At 60.8% G+C, this 22,845-nt stretch carries 26 protein-coding genes and 2 pseudogenes; 20 read left to right on the forward strand and 8 right to left on the reverse strand.

What is annotated here, in order from left to right:
* Positions 1-144 precede the first annotated feature (144 nt).
* The gene (locus tag VF629_RS05935; RefSeq protein WP_331057539.1) at positions 145-924 is read right to left on the reverse strand and encodes an oxygenase MpaB family protein; all 780 of its coding nucleotides are present in this window, start codon (positions 922-924) and stop codon (positions 145-147) included.
* 173 nt (positions 925-1,097) lie between these two features.
* On the opposite strand from VF629_RS05935, the gene VF629_RS05940 reads away from it, so the two are divergent.
* Positions 1,098-1,670: a class I SAM-dependent methyltransferase gene (locus tag VF629_RS05940; RefSeq protein ID WP_331057540.1), complete on the forward strand. Its 573-nt coding sequence runs from the start codon at positions 1,098-1,100 to the stop codon at positions 1,668-1,670.
* 1 nt (position 1,671) lies between these two features.
* Here VF629_RS05940 and VF629_RS05945 read toward each other — a convergent pair whose 3' ends face one another.
* Positions 1,672-2,589 carry a pirin family protein gene (locus VF629_RS05945; RefSeq protein WP_331057541.1) on the reverse strand — a complete coding sequence of 306 codons (918 nt, stop codon included), beginning with the start codon at positions 2,587-2,589 and terminating at the stop codon, positions 1,672-1,674.
* Between the two features lie 137 nt (positions 2,590-2,726).
* Positions 2,727-4,721, reverse strand: a complete 1,995-nt coding sequence (locus tag VF629_RS05950) for a gliding motility-associated C-terminal domain-containing protein (protein ID WP_331057542.1) — start codon at positions 4,719-4,721, stop codon at positions 2,727-2,729.
* Positions 4,722-4,811: 90 nt separating this feature from the next.
* On the opposite strand from VF629_RS05950, the gene VF629_RS05955 reads away from it, so the two are divergent.
* From VF629_RS05955 to VF629_RS05995, 9 genes are all read left to right on the forward strand, one after another.
* On the forward strand, positions 4,812-5,696 hold the full coding sequence (locus VF629_RS05955) for an SDR family NAD(P)-dependent oxidoreductase (RefSeq protein WP_331057543.1): 885 nt from the start codon (positions 4,812-4,814) through the stop codon (positions 5,694-5,696).
* 183 nt (positions 5,697-5,879) lie between these two features.
* On the forward strand, positions 5,880-6,812 hold the full coding sequence (locus VF629_RS05960) for an NmrA family NAD(P)-binding protein (protein WP_331057544.1): 933 nt from the start codon (positions 5,880-5,882) through the stop codon (positions 6,810-6,812).
* Between the two features lie 244 nt (positions 6,813-7,056).
* Positions 7,057-7,785 (forward strand): DUF4142 domain-containing protein, encoded by a 729-nt coding sequence (locus VF629_RS05965; RefSeq protein ID WP_331057545.1) that lies wholly within the window; start codon positions 7,057-7,059, stop codon positions 7,783-7,785.
* Positions 7,786-8,316: 531 nt separating this feature from the next.
* Positions 8,317-9,345, forward strand: coding sequence for a DUF2268 domain-containing putative Zn-dependent protease (locus VF629_RS05970; protein ID WP_331057546.1), 1,029 nt, complete (start codon positions 8,317-8,319; stop codon positions 9,343-9,345).
* A 15-nt stretch (positions 9,346-9,360) separates the two neighbouring features.
* A complete protein-coding gene (locus VF629_RS05975) occupies positions 9,361-9,894 on the forward strand; it encodes a CoA pyrophosphatase (RefSeq protein ID WP_331057547.1) in 534 nt (177 codons plus the stop codon).
* A gap of 301 nt (positions 9,895-10,195) precedes the next feature.
* Complete coding sequence (locus VF629_RS05980; RefSeq protein ID WP_331057548.1) at positions 10,196-10,774, forward strand: hypothetical protein; 579 nt, start codon at positions 10,196-10,198, stop codon at positions 10,772-10,774.
* A gap of 146 nt (positions 10,775-10,920) precedes the next feature.
* On the forward strand, positions 10,921-11,646 hold the full coding sequence (locus tag VF629_RS05985; RefSeq protein ID WP_331057549.1) for a DoxX family protein: 726 nt from the start codon (positions 10,921-10,923) through the stop codon (positions 11,644-11,646).
* A 218-nt stretch (positions 11,647-11,864) separates the two neighbouring features.
* Positions 11,865-12,746 carry a phytanoyl-CoA dioxygenase family protein gene (locus VF629_RS05990; protein WP_331057550.1) on the forward strand — a complete coding sequence of 294 codons (882 nt, stop codon included), beginning with the start codon at positions 11,865-11,867 and terminating at the stop codon, positions 12,744-12,746.
* A gap of 185 nt (positions 12,747-12,931) precedes the next feature.
* The gene (locus VF629_RS05995; protein WP_331057551.1) at positions 12,932-13,933 is read left to right on the forward strand and encodes a family 43 glycosylhydrolase; all 1,002 of its coding nucleotides are present in this window, start codon (positions 12,932-12,934) and stop codon (positions 13,931-13,933) included.
* 152 nt (positions 13,934-14,085) lie between these two features.
* On the opposite strand, the gene VF629_RS06000 is transcribed toward VF629_RS05995, so the two are convergent.
* The gene (locus VF629_RS06000; RefSeq protein ID WP_331057552.1) at positions 14,086-15,285 is read right to left on the reverse strand and encodes a P1 family peptidase; all 1,200 of its coding nucleotides are present in this window, start codon (positions 15,283-15,285) and stop codon (positions 14,086-14,088) included.
* A gap of 224 nt (positions 15,286-15,509) precedes the next feature.
* Here VF629_RS06000 and VF629_RS06005 point away from each other — a divergent pair, with 224 nt between their 5' ends.
* The 3 genes and pseudogenes from VF629_RS06005 (at position 15,510) to VF629_RS06015 (ending at position 16,331) form a co-directional block, all read left to right on the forward strand.
* A complete protein-coding gene (locus VF629_RS06005; RefSeq protein WP_331057553.1) occupies positions 15,510-15,728 on the forward strand; it encodes a hypothetical protein in 219 nt (72 codons plus the stop codon).
* Positions 15,728-15,939, forward strand: a pseudogene (locus VF629_RS06010) (Txe/YoeB family addiction module toxin). The gene VF629_RS06005 and the pseudogene VF629_RS06010 overlap by 1 nt, the downstream one beginning before the upstream one ends.
* Before the next feature lie 203 nt (positions 15,940-16,142).
* Positions 16,143-16,331, forward strand: coding sequence for a hypothetical protein (locus tag VF629_RS06015; protein WP_331057554.1), 189 nt, complete (start codon positions 16,143-16,145; stop codon positions 16,329-16,331).
* On the opposite strand, the pseudogene VF629_RS06020 reads toward VF629_RS06015, so the two are convergent.
* From VF629_RS06020 to VF629_RS06030, 3 genes and pseudogenes are all read right to left on the reverse strand, one after another.
* A pseudogene (locus VF629_RS06020) lies at positions 16,299-16,658 on the reverse strand (Fic family protein); the annotation flags it as partial. The gene VF629_RS06015 and the pseudogene VF629_RS06020 overlap by 33 nt on opposite strands.
* A gap of 40 nt (positions 16,659-16,698) precedes the next feature.
* Complete coding sequence (locus VF629_RS06025; RefSeq protein ID WP_331057555.1) at positions 16,699-17,574, reverse strand: IS3 family transposase; 876 nt, start codon at positions 17,572-17,574, stop codon at positions 16,699-16,701.
* Positions 17,571-17,885, reverse strand: a complete 315-nt coding sequence (locus VF629_RS06030) for a transposase (RefSeq protein WP_331057556.1) — start codon at positions 17,883-17,885, stop codon at positions 17,571-17,573. The genes VF629_RS06025 and VF629_RS06030 overlap by 4 nt, the downstream gene beginning before the upstream one ends.
* Positions 17,886-17,938: 53 nt before the next feature.
* Between VF629_RS06030 and VF629_RS06035 the strand changes: the two genes are divergently transcribed.
* From VF629_RS06035 to VF629_RS06055, 5 genes are all read left to right on the forward strand, one after another.
* Positions 17,939-18,196: a Txe/YoeB family addiction module toxin gene (locus tag VF629_RS06035; RefSeq protein WP_331057564.1), complete on the forward strand. Its 258-nt coding sequence runs from the start codon at positions 17,939-17,941 to the stop codon at positions 18,194-18,196.
* A gap of 62 nt (positions 18,197-18,258) precedes the next feature.
* Positions 18,259-18,537, forward strand: coding sequence for a hypothetical protein (locus VF629_RS06040; RefSeq protein WP_331057557.1), 279 nt, complete (start codon positions 18,259-18,261; stop codon positions 18,535-18,537).
* Complete coding sequence (locus VF629_RS06045) at positions 18,534-18,983, forward strand: type II toxin-antitoxin system VapC family toxin (protein ID WP_331057558.1); 450 nt, start codon at positions 18,534-18,536, stop codon at positions 18,981-18,983. Before VF629_RS06040 ends, VF629_RS06045 begins: the two co-directional genes overlap by 4 nt.
* Before the next feature lie 306 nt (positions 18,984-19,289).
* A complete protein-coding gene (locus tag VF629_RS06050) occupies positions 19,290-19,898 on the forward strand; it encodes a hypothetical protein (RefSeq protein WP_331057559.1) in 609 nt (202 codons plus the stop codon).
* Between the two features lie 101 nt (positions 19,899-19,999).
* Positions 20,000-20,194: a hypothetical protein gene (locus VF629_RS06055; protein ID WP_331057560.1), complete on the forward strand. Its 195-nt coding sequence runs from the start codon at positions 20,000-20,002 to the stop codon at positions 20,192-20,194.
* Here VF629_RS06055 and VF629_RS06060 read toward each other — a convergent pair.
* Positions 20,163-20,744: a Fic/DOC family protein gene (locus VF629_RS06060; protein ID WP_331057561.1), complete on the reverse strand. Its 582-nt coding sequence runs from the start codon at positions 20,742-20,744 to the stop codon at positions 20,163-20,165. The genes VF629_RS06055 and VF629_RS06060 overlap by 32 nt on opposite strands.
* A 404-nt stretch (positions 20,745-21,148) precedes the next feature.
* On the opposite strand from VF629_RS06060, the gene VF629_RS06065 reads away from it, so the two are divergent.
* Positions 21,149-21,655, forward strand: a complete 507-nt coding sequence (locus tag VF629_RS06065; protein ID WP_331057562.1) for a hypothetical protein — start codon at positions 21,149-21,151, stop codon at positions 21,653-21,655.
* An 85-nt stretch (positions 21,656-21,740) separates the two neighbouring features.
* Positions 21,741-22,514 carry a DUF3800 domain-containing protein gene (locus VF629_RS06070; protein WP_331057563.1) on the forward strand — a complete coding sequence of 258 codons (774 nt, stop codon included), beginning with the start codon at positions 21,741-21,743 and terminating at the stop codon, positions 22,512-22,514.
* Positions 22,515-22,845: the final 331 nt, after the last annotated feature.

The following is a 22,845-nucleotide window of genomic DNA, read 5'->3' on the forward strand; positions in this document are numbered from 1 at the left end:
TTGGGTAATGGTTTTTTAGGCCGTCATGCCGAGCGCAGCCGAGGCATCTCGCCCGCCGCCACTAAATCAATCGTTGCAACGAAGCAGGCGAGATGCCTCGGCTGCGCTCGGCATGACGGCGGAAGGGCTGTTTCGTCAAACCATTTAGTACGCCAACGCGCCGGTGGGCTCTGCGTCCAGCGCCTGAATTTGGGCTCTGTACTCAGCGGGCAAAATGGAGTCTTTCATCCAGCGGCCCAGCGCTAGCCGCTGCGTGTGGCGGTACACCGGCAGAATGGGCCGTACCCACGACGTGGTGCCCAGGTTCAGCAAGTCGCGCACGATGGGCGGCACCACCAGCCGCTGGCCGTGGCGCAGCAGCCAGAACCGGAACGGGCCCAGGTGCTTGCGGTACTGCACGTACAAGTCGGCGGTGAAGCGGCTGAATTCCAGGTCGGCGGCCAGGTGCTCTTGGCGCACGGGCAGCCAAGCGGCGTAGCTGTCGGGGATTTCCTGAATGCCCATGCGCCGCCCCACGCGGGCAAACACGTCGAACACTTCCTGCTTCTCGGCGGCCGTCAGGCGGCGCTCCAGTACTTCGAAGGCCCGGATGGAGTAGTCGATGAGCAGGTAGAGCACGTCGCGGTAGGCCCAGGCCGGAATGGCCATGCCACGCTTGGCTTCCACGGCCCCGTGAATGGCGGCAATGGTGTCGATGGCGCGCTCGGCGTTGGCGCGCTCCGCGAACACGATTTTGCGGGCGTACTCCACCGTCGAGAACAGGCGGGCCAGCGGGTCGGCGGGCAGCTTGCCGGTGAAGTAGAGCCAGTCGACGGCCTTGTTGAGGGCGAATTCGGCCGCGGCCCCGGCAAAAATGAACAGCACCGTGTCGGCCTTGCCCCAAATGGTCCGCACCACGGAGTGCTTCGCAACGAAATATTCCATGGCGGAAAAACAAAAAAGTCAGTCGAAAGGCTCCTTACGCACCGGCTGTTACGCCGCACAGCGCCTGGTTTGCCTGTGCATCAGCGCCCAAGGACGCATACCTGCGCACAAAGCTGCCGTAAAAGTGCCACAAGTTGGCGCTGTCGCGCTTCTTCTGTTCCTGTTCCGCTGCCATGCTTTCCCCTTTCGTTGCCGAGTTTCTTCGCAATCCCGCCACGGTGGGCTCGCTCGTGCCCAGCTCCCGCGAGCTCACCGACAAGGTGATGGCGCCCATCGACTTCGCCACCGCCCGCTGCATCGTGGAGTACGGCCCGGGCACGGGGGTGTTCACCGACATCATCATGCAACGGCGGCGGGCCGAAACCGTGGTGTTGCTGGTGGAAGTGAACGAGCAGTTCTGCCAGATGCTGCGCGAGCGGTACGCCGGCCAGCCGAACGTTCACGTCGTCCTCGGCTCGGCCGACAAAACGGGGGAGTACCTGCAGCAAATACAGGCGCCGCGGGCCGAGTACGTGGTGTGCGGCTTGCCCTTCTCGTCGTTGTCGCTGCGCTTGGGCTGGCGCATTCTGGCCCACACCCGCGACGTGCTGCTGCCCGATGGCAAGCTCATCCTGTTTCAGTATTCGCTGCAAAACATCAAGCTGTTCGAGCGTTTTTTCTACCTGCTGGGCCGCGAGCACGTGCTGCTCAACCTGCCGCCCGCCTACGTGCTGGTGTACACGCCCCTGGCCCACGGCGCCAAGTAGCTCAGGACAGCGCCTGCGGGGAGGGCGACGAGCCCGCGGGCCGCGAATTGTCTTGCGGCAGGGGCACAAATTCGGCGTTGTCGTTGGGCGGCAGCGCAATGCGGCCGGCTTGCCAGTCGGCCTTGGCCTGCTCGATGCGCTCGCGGCGCGACGACACGAAGTTCCACCAGATGAACCGCTCGCCCAGCGGCTCGCCGCCCAGGAACATCAGCGTGCTCGGTTCCAGGGCCACCAGCACCGGGTCGAGGCCGGGCGTGAACACCAGCAGCTGGCCGGGCGTGTAGGCCCGGCCGTTTATTTCCACCCGGCCTTTGGCCACGTAGGCGCCGCGCTCGGGGTAGCCACGGGGCAAGCCGAAGCGGGCGCCCGCCTGCAGCACCACGTGCAGGTAAAACAGCGGCGAATGCGTTTTCACGTCGTTTTTCAGCCCAAAGGCGTCGCCGGCAATCAGGCGCATCCACACGCCGCTGTCGGTGAAGACGGGCAGCTCCTGGGGCTGGTAGTTGGCGAAGGCGGGGGCGGCTTCTTCGTCTTTTTCGGGCAAGGCCACCCAGGTTTGTATCATCTCCAGGGCGCCGCCCGCCAGCGCGGCCGGGTCCTCAAACCGTTCGGAGTGGGCAATGCCGGAGCCGGCCGTCATCCAATTCACCTCGCCGGGCCGGATGATTTGCTCCACGCCCAGGCTGTCGCGGTGCGTCACTTGCCCGCCAAATAGGTAGCTCACGGTGCTCAGCCCAATGTGCGGGTGGGGCAGCACGTCGAGGCTGGCCAGCGGCGCGGGCACGGTGCTCACCGGCCCGGCGTGGTCCATGAAAATAAACGGCCCCAGCATGCGCCGCAGCCGGAAAGGAAGAATGCGTTTCACATCAAATCCCGGCATGATGGCCGCGGGGCGAGCGTCGATGACCAAGTCGAGCATAAGCAGGGCAGGAGCGGGTGGTGGCTACTCCAAAGTTGGAGTGCGTGGCAAGGTACGTATGCCTGCAAGCTGTGCTTGGGACGGTATGGTGCCAAGCACGGCTTGGTGAGGGGCACGGTTCGTCAAGTCGTGGGCCGTCAGCGCAGCAGTTCGAACCAGCCTTTGTAGGTGGAGCCGTCGGCCAGCTGGCAGAGGTAATAATACACGCCCGGGCCGGTGTTCTCTCCGCTGAAGGTGTTGCGGTAGTCGGCCGAGCGGTACACCTGGCGCCCCCAGCGGTTGAAAATGGTCAGCGCCGTGTTGGGGTAGCGCTCTATGTTTTCAATAGTGAACACGTCGTTTTTGCCGTCGCGGTTGGGCGTCATCACGTTGTAGAAATACAGGCAGGTGCTGTCCTGCGAAATGCTAAAGAGGCTCGTGCACGGAGCCAGCGCCGCGTTGGTGGCTTGCAGCACCGCCGTAGAACCCGGGAAGATGTCCACTAGCACGGTGCTGCTGCCTTGCCCGCTCACAATGGTGCCGCCGCTCAAGGTCCACTGGTAGGCGGCGGGCGTGCCGGCAATGGTGTAGCTCAGGCCGGTGCTGGCCTTGCGGCAGTACGTGGCCGGGCCCGCGATGGGCGGGGCGGGGCGCACCGCCACGCTGCGCGACACCGAGTCGGTGGGGCAACCCGAGGGCGAGATGCCGCGCACCGTGACCCGGCCTGGCCCCCCGCTGCCCCATTGCACCTGGGCGGTGGTACCCGTGGCCGGCCCCAGCAAGCGGCCGCCGCGCACCGTCCACAGGTAAGTCCCAAACGCTGGGCCGACCACGCGGTACGTACTCGCGCTGCGCGGACACACCGACGAATCACCCTGCACACGTGCGGCAAATGGCCGCCGCGTCACCGTCACGCGAAACACGGCCGCTATGGTCTTGCTGCCGCACACGTCGTCGGCCACGGTCACCACCACGTCGTAGGGCGTGGCCCGGGCCAGGCCGCAGTTGGCCCGCAGCCGGAAGGTGCCCGTGGCGGTCCCCACGTTCGCCACGCTCACGCTGCCCACACCGGTGGCGTTGAGGCCCGCGCCTGGCTGCCCGTTCACGGTGGCCTCCACGGGGCCGGCCCCGTCGAGCAACACGCTGCTCACCGTCATGCGCAGCACGTGCGCGTCGGCGTCGGTGGCCGTGATGTCGAAGGCCAGCGTCTGGCCTTCCTCCACCTGGGTGTCGGGTTGGGCCAGGCTGGCCGCGGCGAAGACCGGGGCGTTGTTGGGGCCGCCGGGGCAGGCCCGCACCACAATCTGAATGTCGCGCCGGAGCGTGCCCAGCAACGTTTCCTGCCCGTTCACGGTGCGGAATTCCTGCACGTCCACGGCCAGCAAAAACGTGCCCTGCGTGCGGCTCAGGTAGCGGGCCAGGCCGGTACGGGCGTCTACGGCCGCGAAGCCGCCACTGCCAAATGGCGCGGCGGCGCTGTAGCCGGTTCGGTAGTTCACCGGAAAATTGACGTCGGCGCCGTAGGGCGTGGCCAGCCGGTAGCTAAGCCGGTCGCCGTCGGAATCGTAGGCATTGTTGAGGACGAAGCTGGTGTCGCCCAGGCACACAAACACCAGGGCCCGGTCGGAGAAGGCGGGCGACGAGTTGGGCAGCGTGCCCGGCGTCATGTCCACGGTCAGCGTCATGCTTTCCGACAGGGAACTGCTCAGGTTGGTGATGCCTTCGTTGCGGGCGCGCGTGGTGAAGACGGCCTTGTAACCCTCCGGCACAGCCGGCAGGTTAACCGTAGTCTGGTAAATGGCCAGCGTGACGCGCGGCACGGTTTGCGAGCACCCTGGCTGATTGGTGGGGGTGATTTCCGAAAAACTGCTCCTCAGCACATTCAGCGTCAGCAAGCGGGCGCCCCCGGCCGCTTTTGAGTAGATGATTATCGGAATGTTGGGGCTGCCGTCGGGCGCGGTGGAGCCTTGCTCTTTGTTGAAATACACCAGCGCCCGGATTTCGTAGCGAAAGGGCGCGGTAGCCGGGCCCTTGGCGTCGACAAACCGGTAGGTTAACTCGCCGCCCACCAGGTGCGTGGCCCCCGCTGGCCGCATTCCCAGGCACAGAAACAGCAGTAGAAGCGAGCTGGTGCGAAGTAAGAGTGCCATCATAAGGAAGGGAAGGAAGGAGCGAGGCATTCAAGGTAAGAATTATCTGGTTTAGTGCTGCTAAAATTCCAGAAGCAGCCTACCTTACGCCCCATGCAAACAAGCCAACCAGCCGTGGTGATTACGGGCGTGTCGAGTGGCTTAGGGCTGGCAATGGCTCGTGCCTTTCTCAGCCGCGGCTACCGTGTGTTCGGCAGCGTGCGCACCCCCGCCGATGCCGCCCGCCTGCACGCGGAATTGAGTGAGGAGTTTACTGCCCTGGTATTTGACGTGACGGATGGCAAAGCGGTGCTGCAGGCCGCGGGCGAGGTGGAGCGCCAGCTGGCCGGGCAGCCCCTGCGCGGCTTGATTAACAACGCTGGCATTGCCCTGGGCGGGCCGCTGCAATACCAGCCCATGGAAGTGGTGCGGCAGCACTTTGAGGTGAATGTGCTGGGGCTGGTGCAAGTCACGCAGGCGTTTCTGCCGCTGCTTGGCGCTCAGCCCAATTTTCAGGGCCAGCCGGGGCGAGTCATCAACATTGGGTCGGTGAGCGGGCAGGTGGCCTCGCCGTTTATGGGGGCTTACGTGGGCACCAAGTTTGCGCTCGAAGGCCTTACGGCCACGTGGCGCCGCGAGCTGCAACTGTTTGGCGTGCCCATGGTGCTCATCGGGCTGGGCGTCACCAAAACGCCCATTTGGGACAAGGGCATCGACCTAGAGCCCTACCGCCACACGCCCTACCACGGCCCGGCCCAGCGCTTCGTGGGCTTCGTGAATCGCACCCGCGCCAAAGGCCTCACGCCCGAATACGTGGCCGAGCGGCTGGTTGGCATTCTCGAAACGCCCCGGCCGCGCCTGCGCTACTCCATTGCGCCCGACATGGTGCGCAGCTGGATAGTGCCGCGCCTAATTCCTGCCCGTCTGCTCGACTGGCTGCTGGGCAAAAGCATTGGGCTGCTGCCGGCCAACCGGCAAATGCCGGCGGCCACCGAGTAGTACGGTCGCGCAACTCCCAATTTCGCTTTAGGTAAAGAAGCACGTCGTCGGTAAATGAGCTCGCCCAACTTTCCGGGGCGTAAAGCGGTATCACAACGGAGGAGCTGCTGCGGTCCGCTTTCGGTCGGCTACGGCGTCTCGACCGCTGAACTGCGTTCATTACCTCACTTCAATGCCTCTGTTTTGGTAGAAGACACCACCCCTTCCCAACGCCGCCCCGAAGCGGCTGCCACCGTCGTGCTGGCCGGCGCCACCGGCGACCTGGGCTTCCGCATTGCGCAGGGTCTGCGGCAGCGGGGCGCTGTGGTTCGGGCGTTGGTGCGCCCCGGCAATGCCAAACCGGAGGTAACTGCACTGGGGGACATGGGCGTCGAAATCCTGGAAGTCGATTTCAAGAGCGTAACGGCCTTGACTAACGCCTGCGCGGGAGCTGCTTGCGTGGTATCGGCCTTGTCGGGGTTGCGCGAGGTGATTGTGGACACGCAAAAGCGCCTGCTCGACGCGGCCGTGGCGGCCGGCGTGCCCCGCTTCATTCCCTCGGACTTTTCCATCGACTACACCAAGCTGCCGGACGGCAGCAACCGCAACCTCGACCTGCGCCGCGAGTTCAACCGTCGGCTCGACCAAGCGCCCATTCAGGCCACGTCGGTGCTCAACGGCATGTTCATGGACTTGCTCACCGGCCAGGCGCCGGTGGTGCTGTTCGGGCTGAAGCGGGTGATGTACTACGGCAGCCCCGACCAGCCGCTGGATTTCACCACCGTGGCCAACACCGCCGAGTTCACGGCCGCCGCGGCCCTCGACCCCAGCACGCCGCGCTACCTGCGCGTGGCCGGCGAGGTGGCTACCGTGCGCGGGCTGCAACGAGCCGCCACCGAAGCCACCGGCCAGCCCTTCAAGCTATTGCGCGTTGGCGGCGTGTGGGTGCTCGGGGCCCTCATCAAGGTAACCAAAGCCCTGATGCCGACCAGCGACGAGGTGTTTCCGCCCTGGCAGGGCATGCAGTACATGCACAACATGTTCACCGGCCTGCCCAAGCTCGACCCGCTGGACAATGCCCGGTACCCGGGCATCCGCTGGACTCCGGTGCGCGAGGTGCTGGCCACGAAAAAGTAGCGTGGATGAGCGCCTGCAAGTGGCCATTTGGTCCGGTGGCCGCGCGCTTTTATGCGCTTTAAGCACCACGCCGCTTACTGTGTGCTAGTGGCTGATTGTGAATGACTGATGTAGTTTAATTGACTCAACAATAGATTGTTGTGCTGAAATTTTGCGCGCTAAACTTCCTGGAATTGGTGCACCAAAATGGAAGTGCATCGTATACAAGCGCCTCAATCATGTTGTCTAACCATACTTAAAAACGATGAAAGCTATTCCTTATTTTTTGGTGGCCGGCGCCATGATGATAGGCGCGGCATGTAGCAGCACCAACACGGGTGCCACCACCGAAGCCGCCGCGGGCAGCAGCACTGCCGGCACCAGCATGGGCACCGATATGAACCCCGGCACCTCGTCCAACGCCGGTGCCCCTGGGGCGGACGCCACGGGAACGGACGTAGGGTCGTCTACTGCAGCTAGCGGCACAAGCAGCGCCGCGGGCACGGGTTCGGGCGGCGCCGCTGCGGCAGCCGACCAAACCGCCTTCATGGCCACGTTTGCGACCATGCAGGACCCCGTTTTTCTCATGAACGCGGCCAGCAGCAACATGCTGGAAATCAATGCTGGCCAAATGGCTGCGCAGAAAGCCAGCAAGCCAGAGGTACGGAAATTTGCGCAAATGATGGTGAGCCACCACACCACTAGCACGCAGGAGCTCAAGGCCGTTGCTACGCCGCTGGGCGTGAAAATGCCGCAAACCATGATGCCGGTGCACCAAGCCATGGCCGACCGGCTGCAGAACAAGTCCGGCAAGGACTTCGATGAAGCTTACATGGACCTGATGGAGACGGCCCACAAGATGGACGTTGCCATGTTTGAAGTGAAGAGCAAAGCCGCCGAAACGCCCACGGTGCAGCAGTTTGCCACCAAAACCCTGCCCATGCTACGCTCGCACAGCACCATGGCCAACGAAATCGAGAAGAAAGCGGACTAGTGCGTCAGTCGGCGCAGGCTGGTTCTTGCCAGCAATTCCCCTAACACGTAAAGCCATAACCACGAGGGGCCGGTGCCAGCTTAACGCTGGTGCCGGCCCCTCGCTGCGTTTGCGGCAGTGGTTGCTCAGAAGGCCATGAGGCGTTGAACACCGCACCGAGCGCTTGATGGAAGGGGAGTGGCGGTTTCCGGTGCGAGGTTGTGAGAAAAGCTGTGGCTCAAGTGGGAAAGCAGTTTTCCACTTGAGCCGACAGCTGAGAAGGAGGCCCAGCAACTATTTCGGAAGAGCCGGTAAGCGTCTGGCGGCATACAAAGCGCGACCATGGGACGGGCCAGCTCAGGCCGGAAGGCCGGGTGGCTGGGTTTAGGCACCGCTGGCGTAGCTTGAGAGTGGTTGGGAGCCAGGCCAGCGGCCGGAAGCCGTGGCCGGTTCTTTCGAGTTGAGGACCAGGCGGCGTTCAACCAGTTGGAGTTCAAGCTTGGGCCCTCGCGCCGCCCGATATATTTGCTTTTCACCTCGCCCTTTCTCTGCATGCCCTCGTCCCTTCGCACCGCCGCCTGTGCTGGCCTGAGTACCGCCTTGGGGCTGCTGGCGGCATGCAGTTCCACCGCGCCCTCTGCCCCGAAAGCCGGCAGCCTGCCGGCAAGCAGCAGCGCGCCGGCCACCCCGGCCTACCAGGTGGTGAACCTGATGCCCGCCTTCGAGGAGTTTTGGGCCCAGGCCAAGAGCAAGGACATGCCCACGCAAGCCACGCTGTTTGGGCAGTTGCTCGCCGACCGCTACCCCGAAGTGTACAACCGCGACGTGCTGGGCGGCCCGCCCGATGTGGAATTTACCGCCACCCTGCCCAAGCGCTACCCCGCCGTTCAGGCCCGCATTGCGCCCAAAATGGAGGTGGTGCTACGCCTGGGCCGGCAAATCGGCAGCGACCTGCCGCGCTACGAGGCCAACTTCCGCAAGACCTTTCCCGGCCTGGACTACTCCGGCCGCATCTACTTCCTGTACTCGCTGGGCGCCTTCGACGGCGGCACGCGCACCGTGAAGGGCCAGCTGGCGCTGCTTTTTGGGCTCGACATGATGGCCTACGTGTACGGCGAGGAGGCCAACCCCGAGCCCTTCTTTCACCACGAGCTGTTCCACATCTACCACAGCCAGTTTTCCGGCGAGGGCGGCACGCTTGCCGCGGCGCTGTGGCGCGAAGGCTTGGCCACCTACGCGGCCCACGTCCTCAACCCCACGGCCGCGGGCGTCAACCTGTTTGGCCTGCCGCGCAACACCCCCGAGCGCACCCGCGCCGAGCTGCCGCGCTACGTGCGGGCCATGCGGGCCGTGCTCGACTCGGAAAAGAAGGACGACTACGCCCGCTACTTCCTCGGCGGCATGGACGAGCAGGCCGAAACGCCCGCCCGCTCGGGCTACTACATCGGCTACCTGGTGGCCGAGAAGCTGGCCAGGCGGCATACCCTGCTGGACCTGGCCCGCGCCCAGCTGGGCCAGCTGCGTCCCGAAATCGACCAGGCCTTGCAGGAGTTGGAGCAGGCAGCCGTAGCAAAACCCTAAACCCGCTCCCGCCCGATGAACCCTCCGGCCACCCTGCGCGAATCGGCGGTTCTGATTCCCGTGTTCCGCAACGCGGCGGGCGAGATTACGCTGGTGCTGGTGCGGCGCGGCAACCACGGCGTGCACGGCGGGCAGCTGGCCTTTCCCGGCGGCAAGCGCGACCCCGCCGATGCCTCGCTGCTGGCCACGGCCCTGCGCGAAACCGAGGAAGAAATTGGCCTGCCTGCCGCGGCCATCGAGGTATTGGCCGCCCTGCCGCCCGTCCAGACGCGTACTTCCGGCTTCCACATTGCCCCATTCCTGGCTCGCATCGTGCCGCCGCCCACGTGGCGCTTTTCGCAGCCCGAAATAGCCGAGGTGCTGGAGGTGCCCCTGCGCCACCTCGCCGACCCCGCCAATGCCGGCCAGGAACTGTGGGAATTTCCCGACCACCCCACGCCTGAGCTCATTTCCTTCTGGCGGGTGGGGCAGCATTACCTGTGGGGCGCCAGCTACCGCATGCTGCTCCCGTTGCTGTCGCGCCTGTTGGCAGGGGAGTGGGAACTGTAGCGCAGAGCGCAGGTTTTTGTTCCGTTCATTGGAAGCGCTTACGTCAACTCAAACAGGGCAACAATAAATATTTGCTCTCGTACTTTGAAATACAAAGTTCTTTAATTTCCTTTGTGTAGTTGCTGTTCCTCCTGCGCTATTGCCTGTTGCTAAAGGCAGTAGCAGGCTCGGAAGGCAATATGCTGGGGCCGGGTGTGCCACCCTCGCGGTGGTCGCTGCTGGCACCAGAAGCCCGGATTTTCGTCAGCATCACCTTTTTTCTGCACCTTTTTCTAACATGTCAACTTCAAGCCCAACTATCATGACACTCACCCAAAGCATTACTCGCATTGCGTTGGCCACGGCGCTGCTACTGCTCATTCCGCTGGCGGCAAAGTTCTTCCTGCCTGGTATGGGCTGGGACGTGTTCGATTTCGTATTCGCCGGCGTGTTGCTGTTCGGTACGGGTCTCACCTACGTGCTGATAGCGCGGAAGTGGAACAACACCGTGTACCGGGTGGCGGTGGGCGTGGCCGTGCTGGCCGGGCTGCTTCTGGTATGGGCCAACGCGGCCGTGGGGCTGGTGGGCAGCGAAGACAATCCCGCCAACCTGCTCTACGCCGGGGTGCTGGCCGTGGCCCTCATGGGGGCTATCGTGGCGCGCTTCCGGCCGTTGGGCATGTCCCGCGCCATGTTTGGGGCCGCGATTGCCTACGTGCTGGTGACCGTGGTGGCCCTCTTCGTCTGGACGCCCACCGGTGTCGGCGCGGAGCCCTCGGTGCCGCGCATAAATGAACTGGCTGCGAATGGTGCTTTTGCCGCGCTGTGGGCTTTTGCGGGGTGGCTGTTCCAGCGCGCCGCCAGCATGACCAATTCGGATGCCAACCGGCAGCTGGCGTAGGTTTTGGGGCACACCTGCATCTACTGTTACACCGCTGATTCAGCGACTGGCATGACGCCTGCCCGCCTGCGGCTTAGCTGGTCGTAGCTGGCCCTACAGCGGCCCTTGGCCAAGGCTTTTCTCACCTTTTTTGCTTCTGCAAGCTCATGGGCCTTGCTGCCACCCTCGACCGGCTTCATTCCCAAGCCAGGCACAACCGCTGGATGCGGTATTTCGCAGTATTCACCCGCGTGGCGCTGGCGGCCGGGTTCCTCCCCTCGGGGTTTGTAAAAATCATGGGGGAGCGGTTTACCTCCTTATCCGACAACCAGCCCATGGGCCACTACCTGGAGGCCCTATCACACACCGGCTACTACTACACCTACATCGGCATTGCCCAGATGACGGCGGCCATTCTGCTGCTGATACCGCGCACGGCTGTATTGGGAGCCCTGCTATACTTTCCCATCATCTTAAACATCTGCATTTTATCCTTAGCAGTACGATTCGAAGGCTCGCTGATTACTTCGCCGTTGATGGTAGTTGCGAACGTGTTTCTGCTGTGCTGGTACTACGACCGGTTGAAGTTTATCCTGCCGTTTAACCAAGCCCCTTCCGCCGCACTGCCCGCGCCCCACGGCGTTACTAATAAATTTCCCACGGCCTTCTTTGCTGGGGCTGGGGCAACGGTGGTGCTGGTTGTAGTGGTCGTGACCAACGTATTCGATGTGATGCCCAACAACACCTTGGCCGATTGTCGGTCGCAGTTTAAAGGCCGCCGCAGCCACCGAACCGCCGCCGGCTACGAATTCTGCGATTGCATCCACAAAAAGGGCCAGCCGCTCGACCAAGCTTTGGACAGGTATCACAGGGCCCCCGACGATGCCTTCTGAACCAGGTAGGTGCCAGACGGCATCTGCCCCGTAAGGCGGCTTTCTCGTGCCAGAGCGGCCTTGCAGTGCATTAAAAGCTAAGAGGGAAGAGGCAATAGTGGTTGTGCTGAAACCATACAGCACCGTCCAATTCAAGCCCTTGATTGCCACCAAATGCCCTTGGTTTGCGTTAGCAGGCAGATGCCGTCCCGATTTACAGCACCAATTGCGGAGACGGTATGAGGCTTTTGCAAAGCATTCTAACCACGCGCACGATGGAAACCCAGGAAGCAAACACGATTACCCGGCCCACCTACGACATTGCCCAAATCATGGGCGGGCTCTACGGTGAGGGCATTATTGGCCTGAAAGGCGCCTTCCCGCGCGAATGGGCCCAACAGCTCCACGAAGACCTGACCCGCCTCTACGCCGAGGCCTTGGAGCGCCCGGGCGGGGCCCTGGGCCGCGGCCCCAAGCGGCACTACGTCGAAATTCACCCCGAAGACATCCGCGGCTTCGTGGACCTCGCCACGCACCCCTGGGTGACCGCCGTGTGCGAAGCCATGCTGGGCCCGGACTATAAAATCGTGGAAATTGGCTTCGACGTGCCCAACCCCGGCGCCATGAACCAGCCCTGGCACCGCGACTTCCCCGCGCCCGACGACACCATCACCGGCCGGCGCCTCAATTCCCTAGCCTTCAACCTGACCACCGTGGACGTGACCGAAGACATGGGCCCCTTCGAGATTGCGCCCGGCACTCAGTGGGACCTGCCCATCAACTTCGAGCACGGCATGTTTCCACCCAAGGCCAACAGCCCGCGCTACGAGCAGCGCGCCCAGCGGAAAATGCCCCAGATGGGCGACATCTCCGCCCGCTCGGCCCTGACCATCCACCGCGGCACGGCCAACCATTCCAACAAGTCTCGCCCCGCGCTGGTGCTGGGCGTGGACGCCCCCACCGCCAACAACGCCGAGCGCCACGACCTGCAAGTCACCCGCGCTTTCTACAACACCTTGCCCGAATACCTAAAGCAGCACCTCACCTGCCGCCTGGTGGACGAGCTGGAGCCCATTGTGCAGGGCCACACCATCGAAGGCCTGATGATGGGCGAGGCGTGAAGCAAGCAATGTCAATCCTCCAGCCCGTCATGCTGAGCGCAGCGAAGCATCTCGCCCGCCATACTAAATCTGATTAGTGGCGCAGTAGAGATGCTTCGGCTGCGCGGACGCCAGATGAGCATGACGCTCTTTTTCGTGCGCGACGCGCTGTTGGTATGCGATATCGGCACTGGTAATAAATCAACATGCACATTCCCGACGACCACATTTACCAGGAGGCGCAGCTTTCGCCGATGACGGTGGCCGCTATCAACGAGCTGACCGCTAAAGCCCGGGCCCAGCCGCCCAGCGGCGACCAAACCTACGTGCTGGTGTCCGATGGCGAAGACCCCTGGGTTGTGGCCCACGAAGGCCAGCTGTACTACTGCACCGTGGACCGGCTGAAGCAAAAAATCCTGGTTGCGAGGTTTTCTAGCCTTTCAGAAATGGCCAGTGCCGAGCTGGTGCAGGTGTGGCCGGGTAAACAGGGCACGACTCCCGAATTCGTGGAAATATGGTCGCCCGAGCTGCAGCTGATTGACGGGAAGTGGTACATCTACTTCGCGCTCTACAATGCCCAGAACGGCGCGGAGCGGCTGTTTGTGCTCGAAGGCATTTCCGGCCACCCGCAGGGCGAGTACGAATTTCTGGGCCAGCTCCAGATTCCGACCGACCGGTGGGCCATCGACGGCTCGGTGCTGCGCATGGAGGGTGGCAAGCTGTATTTCATCTGGTCGGGGTGGGAGGGGTTCGCCAACGCCAGCCAGAACATCTACATCGCCCGGATGCGCAACCCCTGGACCATTGCCTCCGACCGGGTGTGCATTTCGCGGCCCGAGCTTGACTGGGAAAAGCACGGCTACCCGCACGTCAACGAGGGGCCGCAGGCGCTGGTGCGCAACGGCCGCGTGTTCATCATCTACTCCGCCAGCGGCAGCTGGACCGACGACTACTGCCTCGGCCAGCTCACCTACCTGGGCGGCGACCCGCTCGACCCCACGGCCTGGCGCAAGGAGCCCACACCCGTGTTCCAGAAAACCGCCACCATTTTCGGGCCGGGCCACGCATCCTTTGTCGAGATTGACGGCCAGGACTACATCATCTATCACGCCGCCCGCAGCAGTCAGGCCGGGTGGGCCCGGCAAATTCGGGCCAAGCCCTTCACCTGGCACGAGGACGGCTCCCCCAACTTCGGCCAGCCACAGTAGCAGACAATAACTTCCCCACGCCCCGCCCGCTACTGAGAGAAACTTAAGTTCCTGTGGCTGTGCTGGCGCGAGTTTAGCACAGCGTAATTCCTGCGGGGTGCACCGCCACCTCATGGCAGGCACGAGCTACTGGCTTGCGTCAGCTTAGGGAATTAATTCCCCGATGGGCTTTTGTATCGATTGTATTTCTTCAGCGCCTTTATCACTCGTTCCTTAGGAAGAGCATAAGCGGTATTGCCGTTGACCCCGACCAAGGTTTTGGCCGAAACCATTGCGTTGATAATGGCTTCCTGCGTAGCGTTAACCGTGGCATTGAAAAGTGGGTCCATGAGGTCGTTGGCTAGCATTTCCACTTTCGAGACCGCATTTCGGCTGAACCCCGTGTCGGCAGTGGAAAAGGCAAAGAAGATATCGCCGGAGGAATTTTCGCCGCGCCCGCCCACCATGCCAACCCCGATGCTCACCCGCTCGGCAATTCTTTTTAGTTGATGCGGCAAAAGGGGCGCGTCAGTGGCGACAATGACAATGATGGAACCTTGGCCACTGGGCTGAATGGATTCGGGCGGGGCCACCATTTTTACTCGTAAGGTGTCCATCAGCTCTTTTCCCACGGGAACCCCGGCGATGGTAAAATTGGCCCGGCTGCCGAAGTTGGATTGCACCAAAACACCTACAGCGTATGTTTTGTCGTTGATTTTAACTTGGCGCGAAGAGGTACCGGTGCCGCCTTTGAATCCTAGGCAAAACATGCCCGTTCCGCCGCCTACGTTGCCCTCCGCAATTGGGCCGCCCTTGGCATTGTCCAGCGCAGCAAAAACGTGCTCTTCTTTTACGTGAAAGCCATATATGTCATTCAGAACCCCGTCGTAGGTTTCCGCCACTACCGGATAGGTGTACCAGTAGTCCTTGTAAAATCCGACATCCTTTTTGTACCAGTTATTTTTTACAAACCATTTCAACGTAGCGTCCCGCACTACGCCCACGCTGTTGGTATTTGTTATCATAATGGGCGTTTCCAGCATCCCCGAGCCGGTGACCCAGGTGGTGCCCGTCATTTCCCCATTGCCATTTAGCGTGTACCAGTTGGCAAAAATTGGCCGCCACGTTTTACCGGTTGGGAAAATAGCCGTTATACCGGTTCTCACTGGGCCCTTGCCAATCTTGTTTTTTCCCTCGCCCGATATCAGGGTGGTGTAGCCTACTTCCACGCCTTTTACGTCCGTAATCGCATTGTTTTGCCCCGGAGTTCCTTCAAATGGAATGCCCCAGTCCCTGGCTCTTTGGGTTTGAGCGGCTGCAGTTTCGGCGAGCGCGGCCAGGGACAAAAGCAAGAGTGAAAGGAAGCGCTGCATGTAAAGTGAGTGAGGATGGTGTGCCCAAAGGCTATGGATTCAGCGAAAGTAGAACCACCCCCGCACGACTGCCGGCGAACCACTGCTCACGTCAGGTTAAAAGACACCACAGTGGCTACAACGTTGCCCCCCCGCGCCGCCCGCTGCTGAATGCAACAGGAGCTTCTGCGGTAGCTGCAAGCAGGCATCAGGAACTAAGCAGAAACTTTGTAGTTTTGGATGGTATGAAAATCACGCTGGAAATCCCCGACAACAAGGCGGCATTCATGATGGAGTTGCTGCAAAGCCTGCCGTTTGTGAAAGCCACGCCGGCCCGCACGAAATCCAAGCCGCAGGACGAAACCGAGTATCTGTTGAGCAACCCGGCTAATGCTCGCGAATTGCTGGAATCTATTGAGCAAATTCGGCAGGGGCAGACCGTGCAGATGAAAGAGCTGGACTAATGCTGGCCAGCTTCTCCCAAAAAGCATGGGCGCATTACCTGTACTGGCAGGAAACCGACCGCGACATTCTGCACAAAATCAACGACCTCATCAAAGAATGCACCCGCACGCCCCACAAAGGCACGGAAAGCCGGAGGCGTTGAAAAATGAGCTGCGCGGCTTTTGGTCGCGCCGCATTAATCACGAACACCGCTTGGTGTGCCAGGTGTAGGGCGAAACCCTGTTCATTGCCGCCTGCCGTTTCCACTACGGCGATAAATAACTCACCGCCCCGCCCGCTGCCCGCGCCGCTGCAGAAACGGGAGCTTCTGCGTATGTAGCTCGTTGCTTGGAGACACCCTCCCTGAACCGGCATTGCCGTATATTCGTTAGCCGACAAGTTCAGAAATGACTCCAGTCTAATTCTCCTAGCTTATGAAACTTCACGAACGATATAGCAAATTTCGCGACCCGGTGGCGCTGAAAGCTAGCGTAGTACGTTCGGTTTATGCGTCGATGGCGCTGGAAAACCAGCAGGTTTCGCAGGAACGACTCGGGAAACTATACGACCAGCAATGCCGCAAGACTTCGTCAGGACAGGGCGAGCGGCGTGAGCTGGTTTAGGATAAGCAGTTTCAATCCGCTTAAATCGTAGGTATCTCCAAGCTGAATAGCTTGGAGATATTTTTTTCGACTGTCGCCGGTTTCCCGTTGATACAGGATTACCTCGTCGTAGCCATAATTATACGCAAGGGCATTGGTGAGCAAGCGGGCGGTGCGGCCATTGCCGTTTGTGAACGGGTGAATGGAGACCAGCTTGTGGTGCGCAAATGCCAATAGCTCGGCTACGGCATCGGCATTGCCGGGCGCGACCTGGCGCATGCGGAAGCGCAAGTCGTCGGCGAACTCATATATTAATTGCGGAATTCTGACGGGTGGCGGGGGCAAGTATGAGGTGGTCCGATTAGGCTGGACAGTTTAGGGCAGTAGTTTAAAGAAGTTGTTGATGAGTACGATAGGGCGTCTGATAGTCGATACTGGAGTGCAGCCGGTCGTGATTATAGTAATCAAAATAGTCGGCGACGCTACCCTGGGCGTCGGCCAAGTCGGCAAAGACGGGCCACTCGCGTAGCTCGAGCACCTCGGTTTTGAGGCGGGACCAGAGGCTCTCGGCCTGGGCGTTGTCGTAGCAGTCGCCGCGGCGGCTCTGCGAGCGCAGGGCCTGGTGGTCGTGGAGCAGCGTGCGGTAGGCCTTGCCGCAGTACTGCCCGCCGCGGTCGGAGTGGACGAGCAGGCCGGGCGTGGGCGGTTGGGACCAAAAGGCGCGCTGCAAGGCCGTGGTGACGAGCTCCTCGGGCATGGTCGCGGCCACGTGCCAGCCCACCACGTGCTTGCTGGCCAGGTCCTGAAAGGCGCACAGGTAGGCCCAGGAGCCGTTGGCCAGCGGCAGATACGTGATGTCCGAAACCCAGACCCGGTTGGCCCGGGTGGGCTTGGGTTGGTCGAGCAGCCGGTTGGGCGCGCAGCGCAGCCCGTGGGTGGAATCGGTCGTGCGCGGGGTATAAGCCTTGGGCTGCAAGGCGTGCAGGCCCCGGCGGCGCATGGCCGTGCGCAGGCGCTGGCGGCCCACCCGGTGGCCTTTTTCACGCAGGGCCGCCTGCAGCCGACGGGTGCCGTAGCGACGCTGGTGCACGCCAAAGACCTGGACCAGCGCCGTTTCCCAGGCCGGCGTCTTCGGGCGCCCCACCGCCCGCTGCTGGGCAGCCTGCCAGGCGTAGTAGCCGCTGGCCGTTACGCCCAGCACCTGGCACAGCCGCTGCACGGGGTAATGGCCGCGCTCGGCGGCGATGAAGCGGTAGTGGCTCATTGGTCCGGCGTGTTGGAGAAGATGGCAATGGCTTTTTTTAAAATCTCCAGCTCCAGCTCCTGCGCCTGCCGCCGGGCCAGGGCCCGCAGCTGGCGCAGTTCGGCCGCCGTACCCGGGTCCAAAGCAGGCCCCAATGCGGCGGCCACCGGCGTTTGGGCCGCTTTCTGCCACTGGTAAAGGCGTTTGGGGTCGATGTTGAGCGCCCGGGCGGCGGCCTGGGCCGAGCGGCTTTGCTCGGCCAGGCGCAAGGCTTCGGCGCGGAAGGCCGCGTCGTACTTGCGGCGTTGGTCGGGTTTCGGGGTGTCTTTCATGACAAAAGAAAGATACCACCCAATTCTGTCCAGCTCAACTAGACCACCTCAATCTGTCGTGGTCTTCTTACGCCTGGGAAGATTACCTCTACTGGCAGCAAGCTGACGAGGCCGTTCTGACCAAAATCAACGAATTATTAAAGGAGTGCCTGCGCACGCCCTTCACCGGTCGGGGCAAGCCCGAGTCACTCAAAGCTGACCGCAAAGGGTTCTGGTCCCTGCGCATCACGCAGGAGCATCGGTTGGTGTATAAGGTGAGCGGCGACACGCTTTACATCGTGCAGTGCCGATTCCACTACGACGATAAGTAAGCCCCCCTGCCCGCCGCCTCCGCCGCCGAAGGAACGGACGCTTCTGTGTAACTTAGCTACCTATGGAACTCGAAGTAAAACTTAAATTCCCAACGGAAAAGGCCGCCGCCATCTTAGAGTGGCTGCGTAGCCTGCCGTGCGGAGCCGCCGAACTACAAAGCCGCAACACGGAGGCTCAACCAGCGCCGCCGATTATGGAAGTCAAGTCCGACGAATTGGCGGAGCGGGAACGGATATTCTATTCGCTATTTGGCGCGTGGAAATCCGAGGAAACGGGAGAAGAGTTGAATCGTCTGCTGCAAGATGCCCGCCATACCGAGCAACGTGACATCGAGTTATGAGCCCACGCTACCTACTCGATATCAACATCTGTGTGTTCTACCTAAAAGGCGAGTTTGGCATTCGAGAGCGAATTCAATCCGTTGGGTTGGTGAATTGCTTTCTATCTGAAATCACCATTGCCGAGCTGCTATTTGGGGTCGCAAATAGCGCCCCGGCCTGGCAGGCCAAACAGCGGCTGGACGTTGCGGCACTCCGCAAAAGCTTCGCTGAACAGGTCTTACCAATTGGGCCAGCCCCGGAAACTTTCGCGGAAGTCAAAACCCACTTGCGTCGCCTCGGCCGCGTGGTGGATAGTTTCGACTTGCTCATCGGCAGCACGGCCTTGTTTCATAATCTAACGCTGGTGACGCACAACACGCGGCATTTTGTCGATATGCCCAATACGGTCATGCAAGACTGGGTTGCTGAACAGCGGGCCGCAAGCCAAGTGGCTAACGCAAAGTAGCCCACCCACCACCCCGCCCGCTGCCCCCGCCGCTAAGAGAAACGGAAGCTTCTGTGTAGCTTGCCCTGCTCTGAGCAACATAACAGTACCATGAACCTTTGACTCCCCTGCGTAGTATTAATGCTGTCTGTTACTACTTTGGCTAGGACCTTGTAACTTTGCTTTCATGAACACGACAATTCCTAAGTCTAATGCTGCCAAGCCGGTTACACCTTCAAACAAGTGTGTAAATCAAGCGGGGGCTTTCCGTCCGGTACAGCCCAAAGACCTTGAGGCTAAGCGTCGTAAAGCTTATCCCTACTTATTTTGATTCCTGGTAATTTCCCGGGTAATGCTTACCCATTCCGTTTTATCACCGAAAAGCCGCCCTATTCCCCGGGCGGCTTTTTGCTTGAGCGGTATATCTGTCCGTTTCAAACCCGGAAAGGCCGGCATTACATCATTCAGGCCGAGCAATACCAGCACCACATTTACGTGCTGAAGTTCTACCTCAAAGTACACCGCTTCGAACGCGACCCAGAGCCCAAGTACTCCTACCAAACCAACGACGGCCCGGCCGAAGCCATCCGCATTCTGAATACTTGCCTGGCCGTGATGCTGCACCTGCTGAAACGTGACCCGCTGGCGTCTGGTGGCTTCATAGGCACCCCGAAACCCGCCGAAGCTGAGAAAGACCCCACGAATGCCCAACGGTTTCGCATCTACTCGCAACTGGCCAGCGACTTTTTTCCACCCGAGCGGTGGGACCACCAGCACAGCCCCGAAACCAACGCCTATCTGCTCCTCAACAAAGCCGCGCTAGCCAAGCAGCCGGACTTGCTGGAAAAAGCACAGGCCATGTTTCAGGCCTTGTATCCGGAGTTTTCAACGGCCACCACCTTGCGCCCGACATTTCCTACGGCTCGAATTGGGTAGCCCCCCGCCCCGCCCGCTGCCCCCGCCGCTGAGAGAAACAGGTGCTTCTAAGCTACTTTAGCAGGCGCCAACCATTTCCGCCCTCCCCACGTTTCCCAGCCATGACTTTCCGCCAACGCTACGCCCAGTTGCAAGACGCCTCGTTCGTGAAGCGCATGATGCTTCGCTCGGTATACGGCACCATGGCGCTGGAAAACCAGACCGTGCCCATGGAACGGCTGGAAGCCCTCTACGAAAAAGTAGAAGCCGAGCGCACCTCCAACGCTACTCGCCAAACCGGCGAAGCTGCGCGCTAATCAGCTGCTCCAGCTCCCGGTAGTCGCCGGAGTTTCCTGCTTTTATGGCGGTTAAGTACGCCTCGCGGTCGGCGCCAGCGGCGCGCTGGTACAAGGCCAGTTCCTGGTAGCCGTGGCGAAAGGCCAGGAAATTGGTGAGCAGGCGAGCCGTGCGGCCGTTGCCGTTGGTGAACGGGTGAATGGCCACAAACCGGTGATGCGCATACGCCAGCAAGGCCGCCAGCTCGGCTTCGGTGCGCACCAACTGCTGCCGGTGCTGCACTTCTTCGGCAAATTGGTAGAGCAGTGTGGGTACCTGCTGAAATGGCGGCGGCAGGAAGTTGCCCACGTTGGGATTGGAGCGCCGGTACTGTCCGGCCCACTCGTACACGCGTCCGAAGGCGGCGCGGTGCAGGTCGAGCAGCAGCGCCACCGTGAATTCGGTTTCTTCGGGCAGGTCGTAGAGAAAGTTCTCGGCGCGGATGACGCCTTCGGCCTCGGCTTCGTCGAGCAAGCGGCGGTCGGTCAGGCCGAGCAGGTTGTCTTCGGGTGCGTCGGTGTAGTGGCCCACGGGGCAGGGGAGAGTTGGGGAGCCAAAGTAGCTAGCTTTGACACAACTTCCCGCCCCGCCCGCTGCCCCCGCCGCTAGAACGATACTACAGCTTCTGCATCACGGTAGCCACGGCCGCCTCACAATCACCCCCCGCCCCGCCGCTGAGTGAAATATTCTTCTGAGCCGGCGCGCGTTTAGCGCAGCGTAGCTTGGGCCTGAGGGTAGATGAGAAGGCTGTAGCGCACAGTAGTTGGAAGCTGTTTCTGCTACCTGTTATTTCTTCTCAGGCAAGGGAGATTCATACGGTTTTTAATCCGGCTTATGACTTGCTAGCACAACCTGCTGCTACTGCATTCATGAGTAGTAGCTTAGCACTGCATCATTCCCCGTATTCTGTACACTGTGCTTGCATCAAAATCCGTATGGATTCTACCAAATCGAAATTTCACGACATTGAGCTCATTGAATATGGGGTTGTTGAGCCCAACAATGGACGGATGCTGTCCGAGGTCGATTTAAAAATCAATGGTGAAGTAGTAACCGAGCGTTACTTCTCTGATAATTGGCACCACATTCATTTGTACAGCACGTACGAGCCCGATTCGCCAGACGGACGCTTCTTTTTCGTGCCCAAAGAAGGAGGAGGATTCCTCCTCGACACCTTCAATAATTTCTCCGTCATCGGTTTGCCCTACAAAGCGCTCAGTGCCGCCAGCTACATTGGGAATGCGTATTTCAATGGCAGGCTCTTCCTGGTGTACCGCGATGAAATAGCGGTGATTGATTTAATAACCCAAAAGTCCACGGTGCACGAACTCCCGCACCAACGGGTGAAATGGGTGAAACCCGTTGATGCGCAACAGTTCGAAGTGTGCTACTATGAAACTGGTTCGTGGGTAGAAAAATCGTTATCAATGGCGCTTGAGTAGCCTCCACCCCCCGCCCGCTGCCCCCGCCGCTAAAGAAACAGGAGCTACTGTGTAGCTTGCTTCCTCTATCAGAAGCTGCTCCTTCATGTATTTACTCTACGCCGACGAAAGCGGCGACACTGGCTTAGTAGCCAGTCCAACCAAGTACTTCATCCTTTCTGGTTTGGTAGTGCATGAAACAAGGTGGCGCGCCTTCCTAGATGATATCGTCGCATTCCGGCGGCACTTGCGGGCCACGAAAGGGTTGAAGCTGCGCGAGGAAATCCATGCCGCGCCATTTATTACTAACCCAGGTGCATTGGTTCGCATCAAGCGTAACGACCGGCTCGATATCCTCAAGCAGTGTCTGGATTTTCTCGGCAACCGCAGCGACATCAGTCTCTGCACTGTGGTGGTGAACAAGACGATGAAGCCAACTGGTTACGACGTGTTTGAAAGCGCTTGGCAGGCTCTGATACAGCGTTTCGACAATACCATGCGGAACCGCAACTACCCTGGCGCTTTTGCCGACCAACGCGGGCTGGTGCTGCCTGATAACACTGACGGCGGCAAACTCACTGCCATTATGCGGCGAATGCGGCACTATAATCCCGTGCCCAACAACTCGGCTCACCAAGTCCAAGGCTCGGGCTACCGCAACCTAGCACTGCAATCTGTGATTGAAGACCCGTTTCTGAAAGATTCGGCCCACTCGTTCATTCACCAATTGGTAGATGTAGTAGCCTACGCCGCCCGCCAACTGTATGAACCCAATGCCTACATGCGCAGCAAACAGGGTCATAATTTTTACGCTCGCCTCCGCCCTGTGCTCAATACCTACGCCAACCGTGCCCACCCGCTACACCTCGTGCAGCTGTAAAATAAAAAGGGGCCACCTTGCGGCGGCCCCGGGTGAATCCTACTAGGGCGACTAGCACCCGTTCAGATTCGCTACAAACTTACAGCTTTCTGTAAGATTAAGTTTCACAGGTGGAAAGCAACCTCCCCCCCGCCCCGCCCGCTGCCCCCGCCGCTGATGAAACTGAAGCTTCTATAGTAGCTTGCTGATGAGCACTACTAGCTCAAGGGTATAGATTGCAATGGGTTATATTGCTGCATGAAAATCAGCGAAACGTTTTCCTTGAATAGGACACAATCAGAACTAGATTTTGTCGATATAGATACTTCCGGTGACTTGCCATTATTTCTTG

This window comes from Hymenobacter sp. (assembly GCF_036388155.1).
Classification (GTDB): domain Bacteria; phylum Bacteroidota; class Bacteroidia; order Cytophagales; family Hymenobacteraceae; genus Hymenobacter.

Coding starts and splice junctions, on each gene's coding strand:
- VF629_RS06015 (WP_331057554.1), top strand. CDS start 16,143: ATGAAACTTCACGAACGATATAGCAAATTTCGCGACCCGGTGGCGCTG.
- VF629_RS05975 (WP_331057547.1), top strand. CDS start 9,361: ATGAACCCTCCGGCCACCCTGCGCGAATCGGCGGTTCTGATTCCCGTG.
- VF629_RS05985 (WP_331057549.1), top strand. CDS start 10,921: ATGGGCCTTGCTGCCACCCTCGACCGGCTTCATTCCCAAGCCAGGCAC.
- VF629_RS05940 (WP_331057540.1), top strand. CDS start 1,098: ATGCTTTCCCCTTTCGTTGCCGAGTTTCTTCGCAATCCCGCCACGGTG.
- VF629_RS05970 (WP_331057546.1), top strand. CDS start 8,317: ATGCCCTCGTCCCTTCGCACCGCCGCCTGTGCTGGCCTGAGTACCGCC.
- VF629_RS05990 (WP_331057550.1), top strand. CDS start 11,865: ATGAGGCTTTTGCAAAGCATTCTAACCACGCGCACGATGGAAACCCAG.
- VF629_RS06005 (WP_331057553.1), top strand. CDS start 15,510: ATGAAAATCACGCTGGAAATCCCCGACAACAAGGCGGCATTCATGATG.
- VF629_RS05945 (WP_331057541.1), bottom strand. CDS start 2,589: ATGCTCGACTTGGTCATCGACGCTCGCCCCGCGGCCATCATGCCGGGA.
- VF629_RS05935 (WP_331057539.1), bottom strand. CDS start 924: ATGGAATATTTCGTTGCGAAGCACTCCGTGGTGCGGACCATTTGGGGC.
- VF629_RS06045 (WP_331057558.1), top strand. CDS start 18,534: ATGAGCCCACGCTACCTACTCGATATCAACATCTGTGTGTTCTACCTA.
- VF629_RS06000 (WP_331057552.1), bottom strand. CDS start 15,285: ATGCAGCGCTTCCTTTCACTCTTGCTTTTGTCCCTGGCCGCGCTCGCC.
- VF629_RS05965 (WP_331057545.1), top strand. CDS start 7,057: ATGAAAGCTATTCCTTATTTTTTGGTGGCCGGCGCCATGATGATAGGC.
- VF629_RS05955 (WP_331057543.1), top strand. CDS start 4,812: ATGCAAACAAGCCAACCAGCCGTGGTGATTACGGGCGTGTCGAGTGGC.
- VF629_RS05980 (WP_331057548.1), top strand. CDS start 10,196: ATGACACTCACCCAAAGCATTACTCGCATTGCGTTGGCCACGGCGCTG.
- VF629_RS06040 (WP_331057557.1), top strand. CDS start 18,259: ATGGAACTCGAAGTAAAACTTAAATTCCCAACGGAAAAGGCCGCCGCC.
- VF629_RS06065 (WP_331057562.1), top strand. CDS start 21,149: ATGGATTCTACCAAATCGAAATTTCACGACATTGAGCTCATTGAATAT.
- VF629_RS06025 (WP_331057555.1), bottom strand. CDS start 17,574: ATGAGCCACTACCGCTTCATCGCCGCCGAGCGCGGCCATTACCCCGTG.
- VF629_RS06030 (WP_331057556.1), bottom strand. CDS start 17,885: ATGAAAGACACCCCGAAACCCGACCAACGCCGCAAGTACGACGCGGCC.
- VF629_RS06070 (WP_331057563.1), top strand. CDS start 21,741: ATGTATTTACTCTACGCCGACGAAAGCGGCGACACTGGCTTAGTAGCC.
- VF629_RS06055 (WP_331057560.1), top strand. CDS start 20,000: ATGACTTTCCGCCAACGCTACGCCCAGTTGCAAGACGCCTCGTTCGTG.
- VF629_RS05950 (WP_331057542.1), bottom strand. CDS start 4,721: ATGATGGCACTCTTACTTCGCACCAGCTCGCTTCTACTGCTGTTTCTG.
- VF629_RS05995 (WP_331057551.1), top strand. CDS start 12,932: ATGCACATTCCCGACGACCACATTTACCAGGAGGCGCAGCTTTCGCCG.